At 63.9% G+C, this 22,142-nt stretch carries 22 protein-coding genes and 1 riboswitch; of the genes, 13 read left to right on the forward strand and 9 right to left on the reverse strand.

The window, feature by feature from the left end:
* Window positions 1-71: 71 nt before the first annotated feature.
* On the reverse strand, window positions 72-371 hold the full coding sequence (locus J2Y48_RS04470) for a 4a-hydroxytetrahydrobiopterin dehydratase (RefSeq protein WP_310413343.1): 300 nt from the start codon (window positions 369-371) through the stop codon (window positions 72-74).
* A gap of 71 nt (window positions 372-442) precedes the next feature.
* On the opposite strand from J2Y48_RS04470, the gene J2Y48_RS04475 reads away from it, so the two are divergent.
* Window positions 443-949: a low molecular weight protein-tyrosine-phosphatase gene (locus J2Y48_RS04475; RefSeq protein WP_310413346.1), complete on the forward strand. Its 507-nt coding sequence runs from the start codon at window positions 443-445 to the stop codon at window positions 947-949.
* Here the strand turns inward: J2Y48_RS04475 and thpR are convergent.
* Together thpR and J2Y48_RS04485 are read right to left on the reverse strand one after the other, a co-directional pair.
* Window positions 868-1,449: an RNA 2',3'-cyclic phosphodiesterase gene (gene thpR, locus J2Y48_RS04480; protein ID WP_310413349.1), complete on the reverse strand. Its 582-nt coding sequence runs from the start codon at window positions 1,447-1,449 to the stop codon at window positions 868-870. The genes J2Y48_RS04475 and thpR overlap by 82 nt on opposite strands.
* An 87-nt stretch (window positions 1,450-1,536) precedes the next feature.
* The gene (locus J2Y48_RS04485; protein ID WP_310413352.1) at window positions 1,537-2,181 is read right to left on the reverse strand and encodes an arylesterase; all 645 of its coding nucleotides are present in this window, start codon (window positions 2,179-2,181) and stop codon (window positions 1,537-1,539) included.
* Window positions 2,182-2,327: 146 nt separating this feature from the next.
* Between J2Y48_RS04485 and J2Y48_RS04490 the strand changes: the two genes are divergently transcribed.
* The 5 genes from J2Y48_RS04490 to J2Y48_RS04510 all read left to right on the forward strand — a co-directional run bounded on the left by J2Y48_RS04490 (window position 2,328) and on the right by J2Y48_RS04510 (window position 8,831).
* Window positions 2,328-3,044 (forward strand): ABC transporter ATP-binding protein, encoded by a 717-nt coding sequence (locus J2Y48_RS04490; protein WP_310413356.1) that lies wholly within the window; start codon window positions 2,328-2,330, stop codon window positions 3,042-3,044.
* On the forward strand, window positions 3,041-5,599 hold the full coding sequence (locus J2Y48_RS04495; RefSeq protein ID WP_310413359.1) for an ABC transporter permease: 2,559 nt from the start codon (window positions 3,041-3,043) through the stop codon (window positions 5,597-5,599). Before J2Y48_RS04490 ends, J2Y48_RS04495 begins: the two co-directional genes overlap by 4 nt.
* A 260-nt stretch (window positions 5,600-5,859) precedes the next feature.
* Window positions 5,860-6,603: a Bax inhibitor-1/YccA family protein gene (locus J2Y48_RS04500; RefSeq protein WP_310413362.1), complete on the forward strand. Its 744-nt coding sequence runs from the start codon at window positions 5,860-5,862 to the stop codon at window positions 6,601-6,603.
* Between the two features lie 146 nt (window positions 6,604-6,749).
* The gene (locus J2Y48_RS04505; RefSeq protein WP_310413365.1) at window positions 6,750-7,568 is read left to right on the forward strand and encodes a DeoR/GlpR family DNA-binding transcription regulator; all 819 of its coding nucleotides are present in this window, start codon (window positions 6,750-6,752) and stop codon (window positions 7,566-7,568) included.
* 66 nt (window positions 7,569-7,634) lie between these two features.
* Window positions 7,635-8,831 (forward strand): MFS transporter, encoded by a 1,197-nt coding sequence (locus J2Y48_RS04510; RefSeq protein WP_310413368.1) that lies wholly within the window; start codon window positions 7,635-7,637, stop codon window positions 8,829-8,831.
* 30 nt (window positions 8,832-8,861) lie between these two features.
* Here the strand turns inward: J2Y48_RS04510 and J2Y48_RS04515 are convergent, their stop codons facing one another.
* Entirely contained in the window at window positions 8,862-11,138 is a 2,277-nt protein-coding gene (locus tag J2Y48_RS04515) for a molybdopterin cofactor-binding domain-containing protein (protein WP_310413370.1), read from the reverse strand.
* A gap of 2 nt (window positions 11,139-11,140) precedes the next feature.
* Window positions 11,141-11,599, reverse strand: coding sequence for a 2Fe-2S iron-sulfur cluster-binding protein (locus J2Y48_RS04520; protein WP_310413373.1), 459 nt, complete (start codon window positions 11,597-11,599; stop codon window positions 11,141-11,143).
* Window positions 11,600-11,919: 320 nt separating this feature from the next.
* Here J2Y48_RS04520 and ispG point away from each other — a divergent pair, with 320 nt between their 5' ends.
* Window positions 11,920-13,173, forward strand: coding sequence for a flavodoxin-dependent (E)-4-hydroxy-3-methylbut-2-enyl-diphosphate synthase (gene ispG / locus J2Y48_RS04525; RefSeq protein WP_310413376.1), 1,254 nt, complete (start codon window positions 11,920-11,922; stop codon window positions 13,171-13,173).
* On the opposite strand, the gene J2Y48_RS04530 is transcribed toward ispG, so the two are convergent.
* The 3 genes from J2Y48_RS04530 to J2Y48_RS04540 all read right to left on the reverse strand — a co-directional run bounded on the left by J2Y48_RS04530 (window position 13,174) and on the right by J2Y48_RS04540 (window position 15,926).
* A complete protein-coding gene (locus tag J2Y48_RS04530) occupies window positions 13,174-13,818 on the reverse strand; it encodes a LysE family translocator (protein WP_310413378.1) in 645 nt (214 codons plus the stop codon). It lies immediately after the preceding gene.
* A gap of 131 nt (window positions 13,819-13,949) precedes the next feature.
* Window positions 13,950-15,005, reverse strand: a complete 1,056-nt coding sequence (gene hisC, locus J2Y48_RS04535) for a histidinol-phosphate transaminase (protein ID WP_310413381.1) — start codon at window positions 15,003-15,005, stop codon at window positions 13,950-13,952.
* 3 nt (window positions 15,006-15,008) lie between these two features.
* Window positions 15,009-15,926, reverse strand: coding sequence for a farnesyl diphosphate synthase (locus tag J2Y48_RS04540; RefSeq protein WP_310413384.1), 918 nt, complete (start codon window positions 15,924-15,926; stop codon window positions 15,009-15,011).
* A 240-nt stretch (window positions 15,927-16,166) separates the two neighbouring features.
* On the opposite strand from J2Y48_RS04540, the gene mtgA reads away from it, so the two are divergent.
* The 3 genes from mtgA to rpmF all read left to right on the forward strand — a co-directional run bounded on the left by mtgA (window position 16,167) and on the right by rpmF (window position 17,963).
* On the forward strand, window positions 16,167-16,853 hold the full coding sequence (gene mtgA / locus J2Y48_RS04545) for a monofunctional biosynthetic peptidoglycan transglycosylase (protein ID WP_405030157.1): 687 nt from the start codon (window positions 16,167-16,169) through the stop codon (window positions 16,851-16,853).
* 76 nt (window positions 16,854-16,929) lie between these two features.
* Complete coding sequence (locus J2Y48_RS04550; RefSeq protein ID WP_310413390.1) at window positions 16,930-17,577, forward strand: glutathione S-transferase family protein; 648 nt, start codon at window positions 16,930-16,932, stop codon at window positions 17,575-17,577.
* A gap of 200 nt (window positions 17,578-17,777) precedes the next feature.
* Window positions 17,778-17,963 carry a 50S ribosomal protein L32 gene (gene rpmF, locus J2Y48_RS04555; RefSeq protein WP_097137963.1) on the forward strand — a complete coding sequence of 62 codons (186 nt, stop codon included), beginning with the start codon at window positions 17,778-17,780 and terminating at the stop codon, window positions 17,961-17,963.
* A 120-nt stretch (window positions 17,964-18,083) separates the two neighbouring features.
* Here rpmF and phaR read toward each other — a convergent pair whose 3' ends face one another.
* Window positions 18,084-18,662: a polyhydroxyalkanoate synthesis repressor PhaR gene (gene phaR / locus J2Y48_RS04560; RefSeq protein ID WP_310413396.1), complete on the reverse strand. Its 579-nt coding sequence runs from the start codon at window positions 18,660-18,662 to the stop codon at window positions 18,084-18,086.
* Window positions 18,663-19,001: 339 nt separating this feature from the next.
* Between phaR and J2Y48_RS04565 the strand changes: the two genes are divergently transcribed.
* From J2Y48_RS04565 to J2Y48_RS04575, 3 genes are all read left to right on the forward strand, one after another.
* Complete coding sequence (locus tag J2Y48_RS04565; RefSeq protein WP_310413399.1) at window positions 19,002-20,183, forward strand: acetyl-CoA C-acetyltransferase; 1,182 nt, start codon at window positions 19,002-19,004, stop codon at window positions 20,181-20,183.
* A gap of 103 nt (window positions 20,184-20,286) precedes the next feature.
* Complete coding sequence (locus tag J2Y48_RS04570) at window positions 20,287-21,012, forward strand: beta-ketoacyl-ACP reductase (RefSeq protein WP_310413402.1); 726 nt, start codon at window positions 20,287-20,289, stop codon at window positions 21,010-21,012.
* A gap of 126 nt (window positions 21,013-21,138) precedes the next feature.
* Window positions 21,139-21,978: a MoxR family ATPase gene (locus J2Y48_RS04575; protein ID WP_310413405.1), complete on the forward strand. Its 840-nt coding sequence runs from the start codon at window positions 21,139-21,141 to the stop codon at window positions 21,976-21,978.
* Window positions 21,979-22,026: 48 nt separating this feature from the next.
* Window positions 22,027-22,104: riboswitch (SAM riboswitch) on the forward strand.
* Window positions 22,105-22,142: the final 38 nt, after the last annotated feature.

The raw sequence follows: 22,142 nt of genomic DNA on the forward strand, positions 1-22,142 counted from the left end.
ACTCCCTGCGCGACGGTCAGTTTCAACGCGTGGACAAATATGGGAACCCGCATTCCCTGCAACAAGACACTTCATCGCTCGCGCGCCGCCTTCTCCATTGCCTCGGCCAACCGGAAATCGAGGGCCGTCACGCCGCCGGACGAGTGCGTCGTCAGCCGCACGTCCACCCGATTGTAGACGTTGAACCATTCGGGATGGTGGTTGAGCCGCTCCGCCGCCTCAGCCGATTCCGACATGAAGGCGAAGGCATCGCCGAAACCCTTGAATTTGAACGATTTGGCGATCGCCAGTCCATCGTCCTCAAGCGTCCAGCCCTCGAGCATGGCGAGACTGGAGGTGATCGCTTCCTTGCCGAGTTTCTCCTGCTTCATCGACGCGTCCTCCGTTGCAGGGCTTTGTCTTAGCAGATAGTTTGCCGTGCTTCACCTTCAAGGAGGTCTGCGTGGCCCCGCTTTCCATCCTGTTCGTCTGCCTCGGCAACATCTGCCGATCACCGCTCGCGGAAGGAATCCTCCGCCATCTGGCGTCGGAGCAAGGCCGCGATCAGGATTTCGTGATCGATTCGGCCGGAACCGGCGGCTGGCACGTTGGCCACGCCCCGGACGATCGCGCGATCGCGGTTGCGGCTGATCACGGCATCGATATTTCGCGATTGAAGGCGCGCAAGGTGTCGTCCGCGGACTTCGACCGCTTCGACCTCATCCTGGCGCTCGACCGCAGCAATCTGCGCGACCTGACAGGCGTTGCGCCACCGACCTGCCGGGCAAGGATCGAACTGTTTTCGACACGAGCCTTCGGCACCGCGGAAGACGTCCCCGACCCCTATTACGGCGACAGCACCGATTTTGAGGCCGTCTTTCGTCTGCTTTATCGCGGATGCACATCCATCGCTGCGGCCTCGAATGAGGGACCGGCTTCAAACAACGGAAACACTTCCTCTGTGACGTAGGGACCCCCGCCGACCGATTCCTTCGAGGACATCAACACGAAGCGATTGACGGTGAAGGGTGAGGAGACGAAGTTCGCGCGGCCGGAGAGGTAGAAGACCACATCTTCCAGCCGGGCATTGCGAAGCCGGGCGAGCGTCACGTGCGGGGTGAACTTGCGCGGATCCGCCGGCAGGCCGAGGCGTTGGCAGATGCGCTCGATTTCCGCTTGCAGCGCATACATTTCCGGTGCGGGCGAAACCCCCGCATAGATCGAATGCGGCTTCTTCGAGCCGAATGAGCCGACCCCGGCCAGCGAAAGCTGGAATTCAGGCCGCTCGATCCGGTCGAGCTTGTCGACGACCTCATCGGCGGTCCGACCATCGACGTCGCCGATGAACCGCAGTGTGATGTGAAAATTCTCGACGTCGATCCAGCGCGCTCCCTGGAGGCCGCCGCGGAGCAGAGACAGGCTCATTGCGGCATTGCGCGGCACTTCGAGGGCAACGAATAGTCTCGGCATGGCGAGCTCCCCGAATCTGTGGTCGTACCGCAAGCGAATCATGCATTGCCTCGAGGTGCAACCCAAATTTCGCAGCCGCAAAAAGCCTCAGTCGGTTACCCCCAGGCTTTTGACGAAGGTTTCGGCCGTCGGCAGCATCTTGTCGACCATCACCGCGACACCTTTAGCATTCGGATGCATGCCGTCGTCGAGTTGATGATCGGCATGCGTGGCAACGCCGTCCAGGAAGAACGGATAGAGGGGGACGTCATGCTTCCCGGCGACCTGCGCGTAGATGCCGTTGAAGCGCTTGCCATAGTCCTCGCCCATGTTCGGCGGCGCCAGCATACCGACCAGCAGCACGCCGATGCCCCGCGTCTTCAGGCTGGAAACCATTTTCTCCAGGTTCTGTTCCGTCTCCTCCGGCGGAATTCCGCGAAGCGCGTCGTTGGCGCCCAATTCGAGGATGACACCCTTCGTTCCGTCCGGCACCGACCAGTCGACGCGGGCCAGACCGCCGGACGTCGTGTCACCGGAAATGCCGGCGTTGGCGATCGAGACGTCCAATCCCTTGGCCCTGAGTGCCTTTTCGAGCTGTGCCGGGAAGGCGTCCTCGATCGGAAGCTGGTATCCTGCCATCAGGCTGTCGCCGAAGCCGACGATCTGGACGGGCTCGGCCGCGGCAGGCCGCACGATGGACGTGGCGGCAAGCACCAGCGCGATGAAAATTCCGTGAGCGGCTTTAAACGGCATATCGGTGATCCTAAGTTGCTGACGCAGCCCCGCAAACGGGACGGTGACAGGCGGGGCATGCGTATATTGCGGGCGCAACGAACTCGGCTTTGCTGCAGTTTTGTCGTGCCGATCCTGCGATGCTTCAAGATATAGGATAGATTTCCGTGGGCGAAACCATCATCGATCTCAAACAGGCGGACCTCACCCTCGGTTCCGGCGCGGCATCGGTCCACGTCCTGAAGCAGGTCGACCTTTCCATCGACGCTGGCGAATCCGTGGGTATCGTCGGTCCTTCGGGATCGGGAAAGTCGACGCTTTTGATGGTTCTGGCCGGCCTCGAGAAACTGGATCGGGGCGAAATCCATATCGATGGAGCAGCCCTCCATGGCATGACGGAGGATCAGGTCGCCGACTTTCGCGGCCGCAACATCGGCATCGTTTTCCAGTCGTTCCACCTGATCCCCAACATGACGGCGCTCGAAAACGTCGCCGTCCCTCTGGAGCTTGCCAATGTCCGCGACGCGTTTTCCATTGCCCGACGCGAACTGGAGGCCGTCGGGCTCGGCGAGCGCCTGTCGCATTATCCAGGCCAGCTTTCCGGCGGCGAGCAGCAGCGCGTCGCCATTGCCCGCGCACTGGCGCCGCAACCGCGCCTGCTGATCGCCGACGAGCCGACCGGGAACCTCGACGCCGACACCGGGCGGCAGATCTCCGACCTCCTCTTCGCCGAGCAGGCCCGCCGCGGCATGACCCTCGTTCTGGTGACCCATGATGCGGCGCTTGCCGCGCGCTGCCAGCGGCAAGTGCGAATGCGCTCCGGCGAGATCGTCAACGATGCAGGGCCCGCCGTCGCCACCAAAACGAAACGGGTGCCCGCATGACCGCTGCAGCAAGCAGGACAGCCTGGCTCTCGCTTGCCGCTCGGTTTGCCGTGCGCGAGATGCGCGGTGGCCTGCGTGGGTTCTATGTCTTCCTCGCGTGCATCGCGCTCGGCACCACCGCCATTGCCGGCGTCAATTCCGTTTCCCGCGCCATCAGTTCAGCCATCGATGCCCAGGGTCAGTCGCTGCTTGCCGCCGATGTGCGCTTCCAATTGAGGAACCGGGTGGCCACGACCGAGGAGCGCACCTATTTCGACAAACTTGGCACCGTCTCCGTCTCCTCGGACCTGCGCTCCATGGCCCGAATGCCTGACGGCTCCGACCAGGCGCTTGTGGAACTCAAGGCCGTCGACGGCACCTACCCGCTTTACGGCACGGTCCAAACGTCGCCGCAGCGTTCGCTTGCGGAACTGCTCGCCAAGCAGGATGAGAGCTATGGCGCCCTGGCGGCACCGCTCCTGCTTGAGCGGCTCGGCGTTCGCGTCGGCGACGAATTGCGGCTCGGCACCGCCCGCATCAAGATCACGGCGACGCTCGATCGCGAACCCGACGCTCTTTCGGAGGGGTTCGGTCTGGCGCCGCGACTGATGATATCGACCGAAGCTCTGGCGGCGACGGGTCTGATCCAGACCGGCAGCCTTGTCGAACATGCCTACAAGATCCGCCTCCACGACCCCGCCGCAAACAAGCTGTCATCGATCCGCAAGCAGTCGGAAAAAGCGTTCCCGTCCGCCGGCTGGTCGGTACGCACGAGCAACAACGCCGCGCCGGCGCTCTCCAACAACATCACCCGCTTTTCGCAGTTTCTGACGCTGGTCGGCCTCACGGCGCTGATCGTCGGCGGCGTGGGCGTTGCCAACGCGGTGCGGGCCTACATCGATTCCAAGCGCGGCGTCATCGCAACGTTCAAATGCCTCGGCGCCCCGGCCAGGCTGATCTCGACCATCTACCTGATCCAGATCACCCTTATTGCCGTCATCGGGATTGCGATCGGTCTCGTGCTCGGTGCGCTGATACCCATCGTCGCGATGCGTTTCCTCGAGGGCGTCTTGCCGGTCCCATCCGAGGTCGCCGTCTATCCGGTCGCCCTGCTGCTTGCGGCCGGCTTCGGACTGATCACGGCCCTTGCCTTCGCGATCCTGCCGCTCGGCCATGCCCGCGAGGTTCCCGCGACGGCCCTCTTCCGCGAGCAGGGGTTTGAGCGGCGGCGGCTGCCGGCCTGGCCCTACATCCTCGGCGCCGGGCTTTTCCTCGCAGCCCTTGCGGGGCTGGCCGTTCTGACGGCCTACGACCGCACCATCGCCCTGGTCTTCCTCGGCTCCATCGCCTTTGCCTTCATCGTGCTGCGCCTCGTCGCATTCCTCATCACGGCGCTCGCCCGCCGCGCGCCGCGCGTCAACTCGCCGGCGCTCCGTCTGGCGATCGGCAACATCCATCGGCCTGGCGCGCTGACGCCCTCCGTCGTGCTGTCGCTTGGGCTTGGATTGGCACTGCTCGTGACGCTGACGCTGATCGACGGCAATCTGCGGCGCGAACTGACCGGGAGCCTGCCGGATCGGGCGCCGAACTTCTTCTTCATCGACATCCAGCGGGCGGACCTGGAGGGATTCCGTGCGCTGCTGCAGAAAAACATGCCGAACGGCAAGATCATCGAAGTGCCGATGCTGCGCGGCCGGATCGTCGCCTTCAATGGCGAGGACATCTCGCGCCGCAACGTGCCGCCGGCCGGTCGCTGGGTGCTGCAGGGCGACCGCGGCATCACCTACGCGAAGAACGTGCCGGAAAACTCGACGCTTGCTGAGGGTGAGTGGTGGCCGGCCGACTATTCCGGCGAGCCGCTGGTGTCCTTTTCGGCCGAGGAAGCCGGCGAACTCGGTCTGAAGATCGGCGACACCGTGACGGTCAATGTACTCGGCCGCAACATCACCGCCCGCATCGCCAATTTTCGCAACGTCGAATGGGAATCGCTGTCGATCAACTTCGTGATAGTGTTTTCGCCGAACACCTTCGCCGGCGCGCCGCACGCCTGGCTGGCGACAATGATCGATCCAAAAGCAACGGCCGAACAGGAGGCCGCCACGCTCCGCGCCCTCACCAATGCCTATCCGACGATCACCAGCGTACGGGTGAAGGACGCGCTGGAAATCGTCAGCGAACTGATGAACCAGCTCGCTGCGGCCATTCGCGCGGCTGCCGCCGTGGCCCTCATCGCTTCGGTCCTCGTGCTCGCCGGGGCGCTGGCGGCCGGCAACCGCGCCCGCACACACGACGCCGTCGTGCTGAAGACGCTTGGTGCCACGCGCCGCACGCTGATCCGGGCCTTTGGCTACGAATACATGATGCTGGGCTTGGCGACGGCCGTTTTCGCCCTCTTCTCCGGCGGGGTCGCCGCCTGGTTCGTCGTCAGCCGGATCATGACGCTGCCCTCCCACTTCCTGCCAGATGTCGCCATCATGACGGTCGTCATCGCGCTGCTCATGACTGTCGGCATCGGGCTGGCTGGCACCTGGCGCGTGCTGGGACAGAAGGCGGCCCCGGTTCTAAGGGAGCTTTGACCGGCGCAAACGTCCTTTTGTTGCTGCAGCACGTCGGGTCCAACCTCTCGCGAAGTTGATCGATGATTCAACGTTGGGTCTTGTACTCGGCGGGATTCGTTATCATATTTGCCGCTAGGCATGCTGAGCTCCGCAGCGGCGCCTGGGTTGTTGGGCCAAAACCGGCGAAAAGCTGGAGGGTCCGCAAGACACTTCGGTCCTTCGGGACTGGATGCGATACCCGACACCGAAGAAACCTACGGGGCTTTTGAGAGGAAAAAATGGCTGATTTCCGCAACTACCAGACTCGAGCGACGACCGGCACGCAGGCCGGCGCCGTCATCGACGAAGGTCTTCGCGCCTATATGCTGAAGGTCTACAACCTGATGGCATTGGGGCTGGCGATCACCGGCGTCGTGGCGTTCTTCGCCTCGCAGGCGGCGTTCTCGGGCGGACAACTCACCGCCTTCGGTCAGGCAATCTACGTCAGCCCGCTGAAGTGGGTGGTCATGCTTGCGCCGCTTGGGCTGGTGTTCTTCCTGAGCTTCCGCATCCACACGATGAGCGTTTCCGCCGCACAGATGACCTTCTGGGTCTATGCCGCGCTGATGGGCCTATCGCTGTCGTCGATCTTCCTGGTCTACACCGGCGCCAGCATCGCGCAGACGTTCTTTGTCTCGGCTGCGGCCTTTGGCGCACTGTCACTCTACGGCTACACGACAAAGCGTGATCTGTCCGCCATGGGTTCGTTCATGGTCATGGGCCTGTTCGGCCTGATCATCGCCTCGCTGGTGAACCTCTTCCTGCAATCCTCGGCGCTCGACTTCGCGATCTCCGCGATCGGAGTGCTGGTCTTTGCCGGCCTGACCGCCTGGGATACGCAGAAGATCAAGGAAATGTACTTTGAAGCCGACGAGGTTGGTGTAGCCGGTCGCAAGGCGATCATGGGCGCGCTGACGCTGTACCTGGACTTTATCAACCTGTTCCTGTTCCTGCTGCGTTTCCTCGGAAACCGCAACGACTGAGGACGGACAAGCCTCTCGCAAGGATCAAGACAAGCCCCGCCTCGGCGGGGCTTTTTTGATGCCGCTACCGCGCCGACGTGACCGTTCGCTTGCACCACTGCCGATTTATACGTATTTATGCATGATGATGCACGATCGAGGCCCCCATGGCGAATAGCGAACTGCTTCTCGGCGAACGGCAAACACTCATCCAGGATCGGCTTGCCGCTCATGGCCGGGTCATCGCGGCCGACCTGGCGGACGAACTCGGCGTGTCAGAGGACACCATCCGCCGCGACCTGCGCGAGATGGCTTCCGCCGGGCTGTGCCGGCGGGTCTACGGGGGTGCCCTTCAACTCAGCATCTCGCCGTCATTCAGCGAACGCGTCGGTGTCAACGTCGACCGCAAGGAGGCGTTGGCCCGGACGAGCGTCACGCTGATCGCATCAGGCGCCACGATCTTCCTCGATGCCGGCAGCACGAACCTGGCGATTGCCAGAAGCCTGCCTGCGGAGAAAAACCTGACCGTCGTCACCAATGCGCCGGCGATCGCGGCGGCCCTGATCGATCGGTCTGGCATCGAGGTCATTCAGATCGGCGGGCCGATCGACAGAAAGACCGGGGCTGCGACAGGCGCGAAAGCGCTACGCGACGCCGAGGCCCTTCGCCCCGACCTGTACATCCTCGGCGTTTGCGGCCTGCATCCGGATGCGGGCATCACGGCCTTCAGCTTCGAGGAGGCGGAGTTCAAGCGCTTCGTTGCCATGAACAGCCGCACGGTTCTGACCGCCGTGACGAACGATAAGCTTTCGCTGGCGGCCCCTTATGCGGTCGTTCCGCTCACACGCCTGAACCACGCCGTCCTCGAGGCGGATGCCGACGAGACCGACCTTCAGGAACTCGCGGCACTCGGCGTTCGCATCACGCGTGCCGAGCGGCCGGCATCCCGCTCACCCGGCCGGATGAAAATCACGATACCATCCTGAGAGCAACGCTTGTCAGGCACTTCGACCCGCACCGCAAACGGTGCGACGTACAGACAGGACCCGCAAATGAGTTCGCAAGACAGCACGACGGCGACCGGCGCCAGAGTTAGATCGTCCTATTATCCGTCGTCCCGAATCGCCGTATCGGGCCTGTTCCTGCTAAACGGCATCTTTGTGGGCGCCTGGGCTCCAAAGATCCCGGAATTCGCAAGCCGCCTGTCGTTGAGCGAATCCCAGCTGGGCCTGATGATCGTCTGTTTCGGCATCGGCTCGCTCGTGCTCATGCCGATCGCCGGCATCCTGATCGCCCATTTCGGCACCTCCCGCGCGCTCCGGGGGGCGACCCTGGTCTTTCTGCCGACTTTGCTTTTGCTGTCGCTCGCCCCAAACATCTGGTCGGCCGCGGGCGCGATTTTCCTCTTCGGCGGCCTGACCGGCGCCATGGACATTGCGATGAATGCCAACGCCGTCGAAGTGGAAAAATCCATGCGGCGGGCGATCATGTCGTCCTGTCACGCCTTCTGGAGTCTCGGCGCCTTTTTGGGGGCGACCACCGGCGGTTTCCTGATCGAGACGATCGGCGTGCTTGGCCACGCCGCACTGTTGACCGTGCTCGCAGCACTCGGCCTTGCCTTCCTCTGGCGTCTGGTTCTGTCCGACAAGCCGCATCCGGCGGAAACGCGTCAGAAGGTCCGGCTGCCGCTCTCGCCGCTGCCATGGTTGATCGGCGTCATGGCGCTGTTCACGATGATCCCGGAAGGGTCGATCCTCGACTGGGGCGCCCTCTACATGCGCAACGAGCTCGGCGCTTCGCTTGCCCTCTCCGGGTTCGCCTTCGGCGCCTTCTCCGCCACCATGGCGGTCATGCGTTTCGCCGGCGACCATATCCGCGATCGCTTTGGCGCCGTGAAGACGCTGCGGGTTTCCACCGTGCTTGCCATCATCGGCATGGGGCTCGCCGGCCTTGCGCCGAATGCCTATTTGGCGATGGTCGGTTTTGCCATCTGCGGCGTCGGCATCTCCAACATGGTGCCGATCGCGTTCTCCGCGGCCGGCAATCTTCCGGGCCTCGCACAGGGCGTTGCACTGTCCGTCACGACCGTGATGGGCTACTCCGGAGCCCTTTTCGCCCCGTCCTCGATCGGCTTCATCGCCGAACACACGGGCTTCGCCTGGGTCTTCTCCGTACTGCCAGTGCTGCTGTTGGTGGTGTTGCTGCTCTCCAAGCATGCCGTTCATGCCGACGTGCGGGAGAAGCATTGAGCACCTCGCTCGCGCCCGATCAGCGATCGGTTACAGGAACTCCACTTCCTTCAACAGCGGCATCGTGCGGACCCGCTTGCCGGTGAGCGCATGGACCGCGTTGGCGAGGGCCGGGATCGAGGGCGGGGTGCCGGGTTCGCCGGCACCGCCCATCCGGTTCGCCGTTTCCAACAGTCCCACCTCGATCGCGGGGCATTGTGACATGCGCATCGGGCCGTAGTTGTGAAAATTCGATTGTTGCGCGGCCCCGTCGGCAAAGGTGATCGCCTCGCCGATCGCCGACGAGAGGCCGTAGACGATGCCCGACATCATCTGCGCCGTGAAGATGCCGGGGTCGATCACCTGCCCCGGATCGGCCGCGCACCAGACCTTCTCAATGCGGATCTTGCCGCCGATGTCTTCGACCTGCACGACCTCCGCCACCCAGGTGCCGAAGGAGAGCGTGAAGGCGAAGCCTTTCGCCTTGCCGGCCGGCAGCTTCTCGCCCCAGCGCGACATCGCGCCCACCTTGTCGATGACATTCACCGCAGTCGGATGGTCGGCCATCAGCCTGCGGCGCATCTCCAGCGGATCGAGCTTTCCGGCGACGGCGATCTCGTCCATGAAGCTTTCGTGGAAGAAGCCGTTGAAGGAGTTGCCGACCGAGCGCCAGAAGCCGACCGGGATTGAAATCGGCGCCTTGATGCCGCCGACCCGGTAGTTGGCGATCGCATAGGGCTGGTTGGCGGACCCGTCGGTGATCGTCTTGTCGGGCCCCATCGGCGGCAGGCTCGGGAAATAGCGTGGCAGGACGCTGCCCATGATCGAGGGGGCGGCAATGCGCATGTCCACCGCAACGGGCAAACCGTCATCACCGAGCCGGGCGCGGAACCGGCCGGCCGCGGCGGGACGATACATGTCCTGGCCGATATCCTCCTCACGCGTCCAGATGACCTGCACCGGTCGCCCGTCCGCCGCCTTGGCGAGGATCGCGGCATAGATCGCATAGTCGACGTCGGCACGCCGTCCGAAGCCGCCGCCGAGATAGGTGGTGTGGACGAAGCAGTTTTCCGTCTCGATGCCGACCGCGGCCGCGGCCAGCTGGCGCACCAGCGTCGGCGCCTGGTTAGGCGCCCAGATGTCGAGCCGGCCGTCCTTCAACTGCGCGGTGGCGTTCATCGGCTCCATCGTCGCGTGCGCCAGATAGGGCACGCTGTAGTCAGCCTCGACGATCCGTTCGCGCGGCGCATCGGCAAAGGCCGTCTCGACATTCCCGTCGTTGCGGCCGTAGCTGATGTCGCTGCCCCTCAGCGCATCCTCCAAAACCTTGCGGATATCGGCATCGTTCGGCGGATAGCTGCCCTTGCCCCATTCGGCCTTGACCGCATCGGCCGCCTGGAACGCCCGCCAGGTGTTGTCGGCGATCACCGCAAAACCGTTGGCGATACCCGTCTCGACCTTGAGGACCTTGACGACACCCGGCATTTTCTCCGCTTCCGCCGCGTCGAACCCGACGATCGCGCCGCCGCGATAGGGATTCATCCGCAGCGTCGCGAAAAGCATATCCGGCAGCCGCACGTCGATGCCGAAGATCGGTGCGCCGGTCACCTTGGCGTGCATGTCGACGCGCTTCTGCGGCTTGCCGAGGATCTTCCACTCGGCCCTTTCGCGCAGGCGAATCTCGGCCGGTGGCGCAAAGGCGGCCGCCTCCTGCGCCAGCTCGCCATAGGTGAAGGTCTTGCCGGAGGCCGGATCCGTAATCACGCCGTCCGCCGTCCATAGCGAACCGGCTTCCACGCCGAGCCGCTTTGCCGCGGCGAGCTTCAGCACCTCGCGCGCCGCGGCTCCCGCCTGGCGCATCCTGTAGTAACCGTCGACGACGGAGGTCGATCCACCGGTGGCCTGGACGCCGAGGAGCTTGCCGAGCACACCCATGCCGGCGCGCATCGTCTCGGCCATGGTCGACTCGTCGAAGTGCGGGAAGGGCACGCCCTCCTCCAACATCGTCGTGTTGACATAGGCGTGGCCAGCCGGTCCGTGCTCGACGATCACCTGATCAAGGCGAACGTCGAGTTCTTCGGCAACGATGGCCGCCAGCGTCGTTGCAACACCCTGCCCCATCTCGGCCCGCGGCGCGATCAGCGTGATCGTGTTGTCGGGCGCGATCTTCACATAGGGATTGAACGTCGTCTCGCCCTCGGCCAACTCGTCGTCGAGCGGATTCGGATAGGGCTTGCGATAGAAGTAGTAGCCAACGGCGAGGCCGCCGGCGACAAGGGCGGTTCCGACGAGGAAGGTGCGCCGCGCTATTTTTCCAATGATACCCATCGTCACGCTCCCGTCGTCGTATTCGCCGCACGCTTGATCGCCGCGCGGATGCGCGGGTAGGTGCCGCAACGACAGAGATTGCCGGACATCGCGTTGTCGATGTCTTCGTCGGTCGGGTTGGGGTTGGCCTCGAGCAGGGCGACCGCGCTCATGATCTGCCCCGCCTGGCAATAGCCGCATTGGGCAACCTGCTCGTCGATCCAGGCCTGCTGCACTGGATGCAGCCGACCGTCCGGCGTCAGCCCTTCGATCGTCGTCACCACGCCCGCAACGTCGCCGACCGGCACCGAACAGGAGCGCATCGGCTCGCCGTCGATGAACACCGTGCAGGCCCCGCACTGGGCCATACCGCAGCCGAATTTCGGCCCGCGAATGTCGAGTTCGTCGCGCAGCACCCAGAGGAGCGGCATTTCCGGCTCCACGTTCAACTCGTGTTCCGCGCCGTTCACGATCAGCTTCATCGCCGTCTCCTCAAGGATGATCTTGCTGGCGCGGGCTGGCGTAGTGCAGTCCACCGCGTCGCGGTCGCCGATCCCGGTTGATATACCGTCGCATCAGGCTTGAACAGAAAATGATAGCCGAAGCCTCCCGTTGCGACCTCACCCCAAGCCGTGACTTCGCCGCGCCAACGTGAGTGAAATCGCCGCTACGCCGTCAAGGAAGAGCGCGACTGTTGACAAGCCACATTTCCTGTTCCACCTGAGAGGCGAAAAGTCCCGGTAGTCCTGTCACAATCTACCGGTAAGACGCCGCCTGCAGATCGGGCCAGCACGAGGCTACCATGTCCTTCTCCTTCGATTTCGAACCCAAGCCGCGCCGCCAGTCCGTCGGCGTCGATGTTGGCGGCGTGATGGTCGGCGGCGGGGCGCCGGTAATCGTGCAGTCGATGACCAACACGGACACGGCCGACATCGATGCGACGGTGGCACAGGTCGCTGCCCTGTTCCGCGCCGGCTCCGAGATCGTGCGCATCACCGTCGATCGTGACGAGAGCGCCGCCGCCGTGCCGAAGATCCGCGAACGTCTGCTGCGGCTCGGTATGGACGTGCCGCTCGTCGGCGACTTCCACTACATCGGCCACAAGCTGCTCGCCGACCACCCCGCCTGCGCCGAGGCGCTGGCCAAGTATCGCATCAATCCCGGCAATGTCGGTTTCAAGGACAAGAAGGACCGGCAGTTCGCCGCGATAGTCGAAACGGCGATCCGCCACGACAAGCCGGTGCGGATCGGCGTCAACTGGGGTTCGCTCGACCAGGAACTCCTGACCCGGCTGATGGACGAGAACCAGGAGAAGGGCTTTCCCCTCACCGCCCAGGAGGTGATGCGCGAGGCGATCTGCGCCTCGGCGCTGCTGTCGGCCGAACTTGCCGAGGAGATCGGCCTACCGCGCGACAAGATCATCCTGTCGGCCAAGGTCAGCAACGTACAGGACCTGATCGCCGTCTACGCCATGCTGTCGGCCCGCTCCGACCACGCCCTGCATCTCGGCCTCACCGAGGCCGGCATGGGCAGCAAGGGCATCGTCGCCTCGTCTGCCTCGCTCGGCATCCTGCTGCAGCAGGGCATCGGCGACACGATCCGCATCTCGCTCACGCCCGAACCCGGCGGCGACCGCACCCGCGAGGTGCAGGTTGCCCAGGAGCTTCTGCAGGTCATGGGCTTCCGCCAGTTCGTGCCAGTCGTCGCCGCCTGTCCCGGCTGCGGCCGCACCACCTCGACCGTGTTCCAGGAACTCGCCCAGAAAATCCAGGACGACATCCGCAAGAACATGCCGGTCTGGCGGGAAAAATATCCCGGAGTGGAAGCGCTGAAGGTCGCTGTCATGGGCTGCATCGTCAACGGCCCCGGCGAGAGCAAGCACGCCGATATCGGCATTTCGCTGCCCGGCACCGGCGAACTGCCGGCCGCCCCCGTCTATATCGACGGCAAGAAGGCGATGACGCTGCGCGGCACTAACATCGCCGGGGAGTTCGAGGCGCTCGTCGCCGACTACATCGAGAAGCGTTTTGGGGCGGGCCAGGCCGCAGCGGAATAGTCAGATCCGCGCCGTCAGCAGCTTGAAGCCGGCAAAGGCGAAGAAACCGGCCATCAGCCCTTCGATCATCCGCCGCGACCTCAAATAGGCGCGATGCACGGGCGTAAGCGAAAAGACCAGCGCAAAGCCGATGAATGTGGTCAGGCCCAGCACCATGCAGCCGGCGATGAAAACGGCCATCGTGCCTGCGGGGGCGCCGGGCGGCATTCCGAGCGACGTCAGCATCATCCACGAGAAGATCGCCTTCGGATTGGTGAGGTGGATTCCGAGGCCCTTCATATACTGCCGGCGGGGCGAGAGGCGTGGCAACGCCTGCTGCCGGGACTCGTACGCTGCACCATTGCGCATGGCCGAGCGGAGTGCATGCCAGGCGAGCCACAGCAAATAGCATCCGCCCGCAATCTTGAGTACGATGATCGCCTGCCCGTAGGTGCGGATGAGCGCCGAAAGGCCTGAGGAGGTCAGCATCGCCCAGATGTACGAGCCGGTCAGCACGCCGAGCGCCAGGGACAGGCCGGCCTTGCGTCCCTGGCTGATGGAAGTACCGATGATGGCGAGGATCGCCGGTCCCGGCGAGGCGGTCGCGATCAGATAGGCGGTCCAGCCGACGGCCAGCTGCGGCAAGTATGACAGGATTTCTTTCATACAGCCTCTACTTCAGCTGGCGACGTCGAAGCAGTCCTACCACGGTGTCTCGGCCCGCGGAAGGCGCGTCGGCAGACAGGATTTGAAAGCGCTCGATCCGGTATCTGCCGCATCCACGCGCCGTGCCAGCTTCAGACGATCTCCTCGAGCGCCGTAATCAGCCGGTCGCATTCCTCCGGCGTGCCGATGGTGATGCGCAAAAAATCCGAGATGCGTGGCTTGGCGAAGTGACGCACGAGGACAGCGCGCTCGCGCAGGCCCTTGGCAATATCAGCACCGCTGTGGCCGGGATGGCGGGCGAAGACGAAGTTCGCCTGCGACGGCAGCACTTCGAAGCCGCGCTGGCGCAGCGCTCCGGTCACCCGTTCGCGCGATTCCATCACCTTCTTGCGCGTCTCGTCGAACCAGGCGACGTCCTCGATCGCCGCCGTCGCGCCCGCCTGTGCGACGCGATCCAGCGGATAGGAATTGAAACTGTCCTTGACGCGCTCCAGCGCATCGATCAGCGGCCGCTGGCCGATCGCATAGCCGACCCGCAGGCCGGCGAGCGAGCGCGACTTCGACAGCGTGTGCACGACGAGCAGGTTCTCGTACTTGCGCGTCAGCGGGATGGCGCTCTCGCCGCCGAAATCGATATAGGCCTCGTCGATCACCACCGGCTGGTCCGGATGCTCGGCGACAATCGTCTCGATCGCCGAAAGCGGCAGGCCGATGCCGGTCGGCGCATTCGGGTTGGGCAGGATGATCGCGCCGCAATCGCGCCGGTAGGCGGCGATGTCGATCGTGTAGTCGTCCTTCAACGGCACCTCGACTGCCTCGATGCCGAACAGGCCGCAATAGGTCGGGTAGAAGCTGTAGGTGACGTCGGGATAGAGCAGCGGCTTGTCGTGTTTCAGCAGCGCTGCAAAGGCGTGCGCCAGCACCTCGTCCGAGCCGTTGCCGACGAACACTTCGTCCGGCGCGACGCCATAGGTCTTCGCGATCGCTTCCCGCAAAGCCAGCGCGGACGGATCGGGATAGAGCTTCAGGCTGTCCGCGACCGCCGCCTGCATGGCCGCTATCGCCTTTGGCGAGGGGCCGTAGGGGTTTTCGTTGGTGTTCAGCTTGACGAGATCGGCAATGCGCGGCTGCTCGCCGGCGACATAGGGCTTCAGCGTCGCAACGACGGGTGACCAGTACTTGCTCATCAATCAGCTCCTGCGATTGGCAATGAAGCGGGCGGCCTCGATCAGAATGTTGGCCCGCTCGCCGAACGGCGCAAGCAGGGCCTCTGCCTCGCCCACCAGTTCGTTGAGCCGGTTCTCGGCCCATGCCTGTCCCTTGAGCGAGACCAGCGTGCCCTTGCCGCGCGCGGCGTCCTTGCCGGTCGCCTTGCCCATCGTCGCGGCGTCTGCCGTCAGGTCGAGCAGGTCGTCGGCGAGCTGGAAGGCAAGGCCGACCGTCTCGCCGTAGCGCTTGAGTAGGTCGCGCGTGGCACTATCGGCATCGGCGATGATCGCGCCCGCTTCGCAGGCGAAACGAATCAGGGCACCGGTCTTCATCGCCTGCAGGGTGACGATCCCGGCTTCATCCGGTGCAACCTTCTCCGCCGCGAGATCCAGCGCCTGTCCGCCGGCCATGCCGCCGATGCCGGCTGCGCGTGCGAGCGAAAGGACGAGCTCGATCTTGAGCCTGTCTGCCAATGCCGTTTCCGGCGCGGCGAGGATGTCGAAGGCGAGCGTCAGCAGGCTGTCGCCGGCAAGAATGGCCGATGCTTCATCAAAGGCAACATGAACGGTCGGCTGGCCGCGGCGCAGGTTGTCATCATCCATCGCCGGCAGGTCGTCATGCACCAGCGAGTAGCAATGCACGCATTCGAGCGCCGCCCCGACCCTGAGGGCGGCGGAGGCAAAGCCATCGCCCAGGAGTGCTGCGGACTCGATGACGAGGAAGGGCCGCAGCCGTTTTCCGCCGTTGAGCACGCCATGCCGTATCGCCGCCATCAGCCGTTCAGGACGCGCCGTCTCCCCGTCGCGCAGGCCCTGCGAAAGCAGGTCCGCGAGCGTGGCTTCGACAGCCTCGGCATGCGATTTCATGCGTTGCTGGAAAAGGGTGGAATGGCTGGTCATGGTGGCTCTTTGGCATGGGGCGCAACGATAGGCAACGGCGAAGGTTTGGATAGCGGAGTCAAACGCGGGCAAAGTTCGCTACAACCACTGGCAAACCGGCCGCTGCGACGTTATGAAAAGCCGGAACGGCGAGAGGACGGATACCGGCCTTTGGAGATTGCACCGGAAACCCGCGTTGAGGCGCAACTGGATGCCAGGCAGCTGGATGCCCCAGACCCCGGCCCTGGCGAGGACAGAGGCTTGATCCGGCGACTGCGTGGCAGCTGGCGGAAGATCCTGCTCGTGGCGGTCGCGCTGCTGGCCCTGCCCTACCTCCTGATTCCGGTCTATGCTCTCGGCTTCGTCCATCCCGTCTCCACGCTGATGCTGCGGGACCTCGTCACACTGCAGGGCTACGACCGCCGATGGGTCGATTTCGACGACATCGCCCCGGTTCTCGTGCAGTCGGTGATGATGTCGGAGGACGGCCAGTTCTGCGCCCATGACGGCGTCGACTGGAACCAGATGCGCGGCGTCGTCAACGACGCGCTGCAGGGCGAGGCGACCCGCGGGGCGAGCACGATCCCGATGCAGACGGTCAAGAACCTCTATCTCTGGAACGGACGCTCCTTCCTGCGCAAGGGGCTGGAACTGCCGCTCGCCGTTGCCGCAGACGTCGTCTGGAGCAAGCGCCGGCTGATGGAGATCTACCTCAACATCGCCGAATGGGGGCCGGGCATCTATGGCATCGAGGCGGCCGCCCAGCACCACTTCAACGTGCCCGCCAAGAAGCTGTCGCGGCGCCAGGCGGCGTTGCTTGCGGTCTCACTGCCCAATCCGATCGACCGCAAGGCCGGCAAGCCGGGCCGCGGCCTGAAGCGGCTCGCGAGCCTGATCGAGCGCCGCGCCAGCCGCTCGGGCGAATACATCAGATGCCTTTATGACTGAGTTCATGCCTTTTCATTGGCGCTGAACGGGCAGGGATTCTAGAGTCTGGACCAATCCGGATCCGCAGGAGTCCCGCATGCCCGACCTCGTGCTCTATATAGGCAACAAGAACTATTCGTCCTGGTCCTTCCGCCCCTGGATCGCGATGGAGGCCGCCGGCATTCCTTTTTCCGATCGGGTGATCCCGTTCGATTTCGCCGCCGGCAATCCCGCCTTCAAGGAACTCTCCCCGACCGGTTGCGTGCCCGTGCTGCACCACGGCAAGGTGCGGGTGTGGGAGTCTCTGGCAATCATCGAATATGTCGCCGAGCTCTACCCCGACGCCGGCATCTGGCCAACGGATCGCGAAGCGCGCGCGCAAGCCCGGTCTGTCTCGATGGAAATGCTCGCCGGCTTCCGGGCGCTTCGCGGCGCCTGCCCGATGAACATCCGCCGGCCGCAGCGCGCGATCGATCTGCCGGACGGCGTCCTCGACGACGTCGAGCGGATCGAAGCGATCTGGCGTGATGCGCTGCAGCGCTGGGGCGGCCCGTTCCTGTTCGGCGCCTTTTCCGCCGCCGACGCGATGTATGCGCCCGTCGTCAACCGTTTCCATGCCTACAAGTTGACCGCCGACCACGGTTCGCTGGCCTACATGGATCGCGTCATGGCCCATCCGGCCTGGAAGAAGTGGGAAGCGGCCGCGTTGGCTGAACCCTGGACCGTGCCGGAGGACGAGGCCTGAGCTGACCATCTGGTGCTGGCACTCCTGTCAACACTGCATGGAAGCAACCAGCGGCGGCTCACGCGAAAAAATCCTTGCGGGGACTGGTCAAGCAGGTTTTTGCCATGTATAAGCCCGGCAAATTTCCGAGATAGATGCATGTCTTTTTCGGCCATTTTGAGTGGCCTGGGACGTGTTTGCCCGTTCAGTGGAGTAGTGAAATGGCTGTACCGAAAAGAAAAACGAGCCCGTCCAAGCGCGGCATGCGCCGCTCCGCCGACGCTCTGAAGGCTCCGAGCTACATCGAAGACAAGAACTCCGGCGAACTGCGCCGCCCGCACCACATCGACCTGAAGACAGGCATGTATCGCGGCCGCCAGGTGCTGACGCCGAAGGAAAGCGCATAATCGCTTCCAATCTTCGACAATGAAATTGGGCCGGCATCCTCCGGCCCTTTTCTTTTACACATATCCAAGCCGACCGCGCTTTCCCTCGTCGTCCGGGTTCGCACATACCTTCGAACGGCGTCAGCCCAGGTTGTCGAGCTTCGACTGCAGCGCCCGCAGTTGCTCCTTCAGCTCGTCGATGTCCTTGGCCTCGGCCTTCTTCGTTTCCTTCTGCGGCGGCGCGTTCATGAAGGGCGAAAACATCTGCATCGCCTTCTGGAACATCTCGGTGTTGCGGCGCACCTGCTCTTCCACCAGCTGCATCGGCACTTGCAGGTTCTTGCCGAACGGCGTGTCGCCGAAGGCCTTGTTCATCTGCTCGCGCATCTGCGACTGCTGCTCGGTGAACGCCTGCATCGAATGCTCGAGGTAGCTCGGAACCACCATCTGCATCTGATCGCCGTAGAAGCCGATGAGCTGGCGGAGGAAGGAGATCGGCAGCAGCGTGTTGCCGGTCTTCGATTCCTGCTCGAAGATGATCTGGGTCAACACCGAATGCGTGATGTCATCGCCGGATTTCGCGTCCTGGACAATGAAGTTCTCCCCCTTCTTCACCATCACCGCAAGATCGTCGAGCGTCACATAGGTGCTCGTGCCCGTGTTGTAGAGTCGCCTGTTCGCATACTTCTTGATCGTGATCTGACCGTCATTCTTGGCCATCTGGGTCTCCTCATCCCCGCATTTCCAATCGCTTGCTGGTCGCTGCGAGTATCCGCAAAAATAATGGTATGACAATCCAATTGTGCGTTGCAGTGAAAAAAATGCTGCGCAACATTTTTTAGCGCGCCCGCGCTGCGAGCGCAGCACGGCTGCAGCACGGACGGCGACCGCGACAACCCGTTTGACTCTCCATCGAAGCTTTGCCAGTTTTGCCGTTGAGGTGGTTGCTCTGCAGGGTCGTCGACTGGCACGCAACCGGAAGGATTTCCCGCGCCGGGAACCGCCGCAAGCTGCGGCGCACCTGCGGTCGTGGGTCGAAAGAGTGAGGAAAAGACCCCCATGAGCACTTCGTCCATCGTCATCGCCAGCGCGGCCCGCACCGCCGTCGGCTCCTTCAATGGCGCCTTCGCCAACACGCCCGCCCATGAACTCGGCGCCACAGTGATCGCGGCCGTTCTCGAGCGGGCCGGCGTATCCGCAAGCGAGGTGGACGAGGTCATCCTCGGCCAGGTGCTGTCGGCCGGGGAGGGTCAGAACCCGGCCCGCCAGGCGGCGATGAAGGCCGGCGTACCCCAGGAGAAGACCGCCTGGGGCATGAATCAGCTCTGCGGCTCCGGCCTGCGAGCCGTCGCCCTCGGCATGCAGCAGATCGCAACCGGTGACGCCAACATCATCGTCGCCGGCGGCATGGAGTCGATGTCGATGGCGCCGCACTGCGCGCATCTGCGCGGCGGCGTGAAGATGGGCGACTTCAAGATGATCGACACGATGATCAAGGACGGCCTGACCGACGCCTTCTACGGCTATCACATGGGCATCACGGCGGAGAACGTCGCCCGGCAGTGGCAGCTGTCCCGCGACGAGCAGGATGCCTTTGCCGTCGCTTCGCAAAACAAGGCCGAAGCTGCGCAGAAGGCGGGCCGCTTCAAGGACGAGATCGTCCCCTTCACCGTCAAGACCCGCAAGGGCGACATCATCGTCGATAGCGACGAGTATATCCGCCACGGCGCGACGCTGGATTCCATGGCGAAGCTGAAACCGGCCTTCGACAAGGACGGCACGGTGACGGCCGCCAACGCCTCCGGCATCAACGACGGCGCGGCGGCGGCTCTTCTCATGAGCGAAGCCGAAGCCGCGCGTCGCGGCATCCAGCCGCTGGCCCGCATCGTCTCCTGGGCGACCGCCGGCGTCGACCCGAAGATCATGGGAACCGGCCCGATCCCGGCCTCCCGCAAGGCACTCGAAAAGGCCGGCTGGAAGGTTGGCGATCTCGGCCTCGTCGAGGCCAACGAAGCGTTTGCCGCCCAGGCTTGCGCCGTCAACAAGGACCTCGGCTGGGATCCTTCGATCGTCAACGTCAATGGCGGCGCGATCGCCATCGGCCATCCGATCGGCGCCTCTGGCGCGCGCGTCCTCAATACGCTTCTGTTCGAAATGAAGCGCCGCGGCGTCTCCAAGGGCCTGGCAACGCTCTGCATCGGCGGCGGCATGGGCGTCGCCATGTGCGTGGAACGGATGTAAGCACCTGCCAACATCGGCCGGCACGCCGCACATCGCATTCAAGGGTGGCGCTTCAGGCGCCACTCCAAGGCCCAACGAAAAAACGTCTGAGGGGAGTGCACACATGAGCAGGGTAGCATTGGTCACTGGCGGCACGCGCGGCATCGGCGCGGCCATTTCAACGGCTCTCAAAAAGGCCGGTTACAAGGTTGCCGCCACCTACGCCGGCAACGATGAGGCCGCCAACGCCTTCAAGGCCGAAACAGGCATTTCCGTCTACAAGTGGGATGTCTCGAGCTACGACGCCTGCGCGGCGGGAATTGCCAAGGTTGAGGCCGATCTCGGTCCCATCGAGGTGCTCGTCAACAACGCCGGCATCACCCGGGACGTGATGTTCCACAAGATGACGCCGCAGCAATGGAGCGAGGTCATCAACACCAACCTCACCGGCCTGTTCAACATGACCCATCCGGTCTGGACGGGAATGCGCGACCGCAGTTTCGGCCGGATCATCAACATCTCCTCCATCAACGGCCAGAAGGGCCAGATGGGTCAGGTGAACTATTCGGCCGCCAAGGCGGGTGATCTCGGCTTCAGCAAAGCGCTGGCCCAGGAGGGCGCCGCCAAGGGGATCACCGTCAACGCCATCTGCCCGGGCTATATCGGCACGGAGATGGTCCGCGCCGTGCCGGAAAAAGTCCTGAACGAGCGCATCATCCCGCAGATCCCCGTCGGGCGGTTGGGCGAACCCGAGGAGATCGCTCGATGCGTCCTCTTCCTCGCTTCCGATGATGCGGGCTTCATTACCGGTTCGACGATCTCGGCCAACGGCGGGCAGTTCGTGGTCTGAGCCACGGATCGCTGTGCTATAGCTGCTCGCCGTCTGCCGATGGCGAGCAGCGTTCCGCCATCTACCCTTTACGGACCTGCCGCCATCCCTTAGACGGCTCTGCAGTACAGCAGTAGGGGCAGAGGCATGCAGTTTACCGGAACAGCCGACTACGTCGCCGACAAGGATCTGATGGTTGCCGTCAATGCGGCGATCCGGTTGGAGCGGCCACTGCTCGTCAAGGGCGAGCCTGGCACCGGCAAGACCGAACTCGCCCGCCAGGTTGCGACGGCCCTCGGCCTCGACCTCATCGAATGGAACGTGAAATCGACGACGAAGGCCCAGCAGGGCCTCTACGAATATGACGTCGTCTCGCGTCTTCGCGACAGCCAGCTCGGCGACGAGCGCATCAACGACGTGCGCAACTACATCCGCAAGGGCAAGCTCTGGCAGGCCTTCGAGGCGCCGAGGAAAACCGTTCTGCTGATCGACGAGATCGACAAGGCCGACATCGAGTTTCCCAACGACCTCCTGCAGGAACTCGACCGCATGGAATTCCATGTCTACGAGACGAGCGAGACCGTTGCCGCGGCGAACCGCCCGATCGTCATCATCACCTCAAACAACGAGAAGGAACTGCCGGACGCCTTCCTGCGCCGCTGCTTCTTCCACTACATCCGCTTCCCCGACCAGGACACGCTTTCCCGCATCGTCGAAGTCCACTATCCCGGCATCCGCAAGGCGCTGCTTTCGGCCGCACTTTCCACCTTCTTCGATATCCGCGAAACGCCCGGACTGAAGAAAAGGCCTTCCACGTCCGAAGCCCTCGACTGGATCCGGCTGCTGGTGGCCGACGAGGTGGAGCCTGCCGACCTGCGCACCGATCCGAAAACGATGCTGCCTAAGCTCTACGGAGCCCTGCTCAAGAATGAGCAGGATGTGCACCTGTTCGAACGCCTGGCCTTCATGGCGCGGCGCGACGGTTAGCCATTCCGGCATCGCCGATTGATTCCGAGGCGGACTGGCGCTATTTAGGATATGTCCCGTGGTGATTTGGCCGGCCGGCTTGCAGCCACGTAAAACAAGTCGCTAAAGGGCCGCGAGAAGAGACCTTCCCGGACCGGTTGCGATTTTGTCGCCGCCGGTTTTTT

Origin of the sequence: Mycoplana sp. BE70 (genome assembly GCF_031455855.1) — a bacterium.
Taxonomy (GTDB): domain Bacteria; phylum Pseudomonadota; class Alphaproteobacteria; order Rhizobiales; family Rhizobiaceae; genus Mycoplana.

Excerpts from the sequence above, each read along its gene's own strand:
- J2Y48_RS04495 (WP_310413359.1), top strand. The coding sequence starts at position 3,041 with ATGACCGCTGCAGCAAGCAGGACAGCCTGGCTCTCGCTTGCCGCTCGG.
- J2Y48_RS04570 (WP_310413402.1), top strand. The coding sequence starts at position 20,287 with ATGAGCAGGGTAGCATTGGTCACTGGCGGCACGCGCGGCATCGGCGCG.
- J2Y48_RS04470 (WP_310413343.1), bottom strand. The coding sequence starts at position 371 with ATGAAGCAGGAGAAACTCGGCAAGGAAGCGATCACCTCCAGTCTCGCC.
- J2Y48_RS04565 (WP_310413399.1), top strand. The coding sequence starts at position 19,002 with ATGAGCACTTCGTCCATCGTCATCGCCAGCGCGGCCCGCACCGCCGTC.
- J2Y48_RS04540 (WP_310413384.1), bottom strand. The coding sequence starts at position 15,926 with ATGACCAGCCATTCCACCCTTTTCCAGCAACGCATGAAATCGCATGCC.
- phaR (WP_310413396.1), bottom strand. The coding sequence starts at position 18,662 with ATGGCCAAGAATGACGGTCAGATCACGATCAAGAAGTATGCGAACAGG.
- J2Y48_RS04550 (WP_310413390.1), top strand. The coding sequence starts at position 16,930 with ATGCCCGACCTCGTGCTCTATATAGGCAACAAGAACTATTCGTCCTGG.
- J2Y48_RS04515 (WP_310413370.1), bottom strand. The coding sequence starts at position 11,138 with ATGGGTATCATTGGAAAAATAGCGCGGCGCACCTTCCTCGTCGGAACC.
- rpmF (WP_097137963.1), top strand. The coding sequence starts at position 17,778 with ATGGCTGTACCGAAAAGAAAAACGAGCCCGTCCAAGCGCGGCATGCGC.
- J2Y48_RS04505 (WP_310413365.1), top strand. The coding sequence starts at position 6,750 with ATGGCGAATAGCGAACTGCTTCTCGGCGAACGGCAAACACTCATCCAG.
- J2Y48_RS04520 (WP_310413373.1), bottom strand. The coding sequence starts at position 11,599 with ATGAAGCTGATCGTGAACGGCGCGGAACACGAGTTGAACGTGGAGCCG.
- J2Y48_RS04530 (WP_310413378.1), bottom strand. The coding sequence starts at position 13,818 with ATGAAAGAAATCCTGTCATACTTGCCGCAGCTGGCCGTCGGCTGGACC.
- hisC (WP_310413381.1), bottom strand. The coding sequence starts at position 15,005 with ATGAGCAAGTACTGGTCACCCGTCGTTGCGACGCTGAAGCCCTATGTC.
- J2Y48_RS04485 (WP_310413352.1), bottom strand. The coding sequence starts at position 2,181 with ATGCCGTTTAAAGCCGCTCACGGAATTTTCATCGCGCTGGTGCTTGCC.
- J2Y48_RS04510 (WP_310413368.1), top strand. The coding sequence starts at position 7,635 with ATGAGTTCGCAAGACAGCACGACGGCGACCGGCGCCAGAGTTAGATCG.
- J2Y48_RS04500 (WP_310413362.1), top strand. The coding sequence starts at position 5,860 with ATGGCTGATTTCCGCAACTACCAGACTCGAGCGACGACCGGCACGCAG.
- ispG (WP_310413376.1), top strand. The coding sequence starts at position 11,920 with ATGTCCTTCTCCTTCGATTTCGAACCCAAGCCGCGCCGCCAGTCCGTC.
- J2Y48_RS04575 (WP_310413405.1), top strand. The coding sequence starts at position 21,139 with ATGCAGTTTACCGGAACAGCCGACTACGTCGCCGACAAGGATCTGATG.
- thpR (WP_310413349.1), bottom strand. The coding sequence starts at position 1,449 with ATGCCGAGACTATTCGTTGCCCTCGAAGTGCCGCGCAATGCCGCAATG.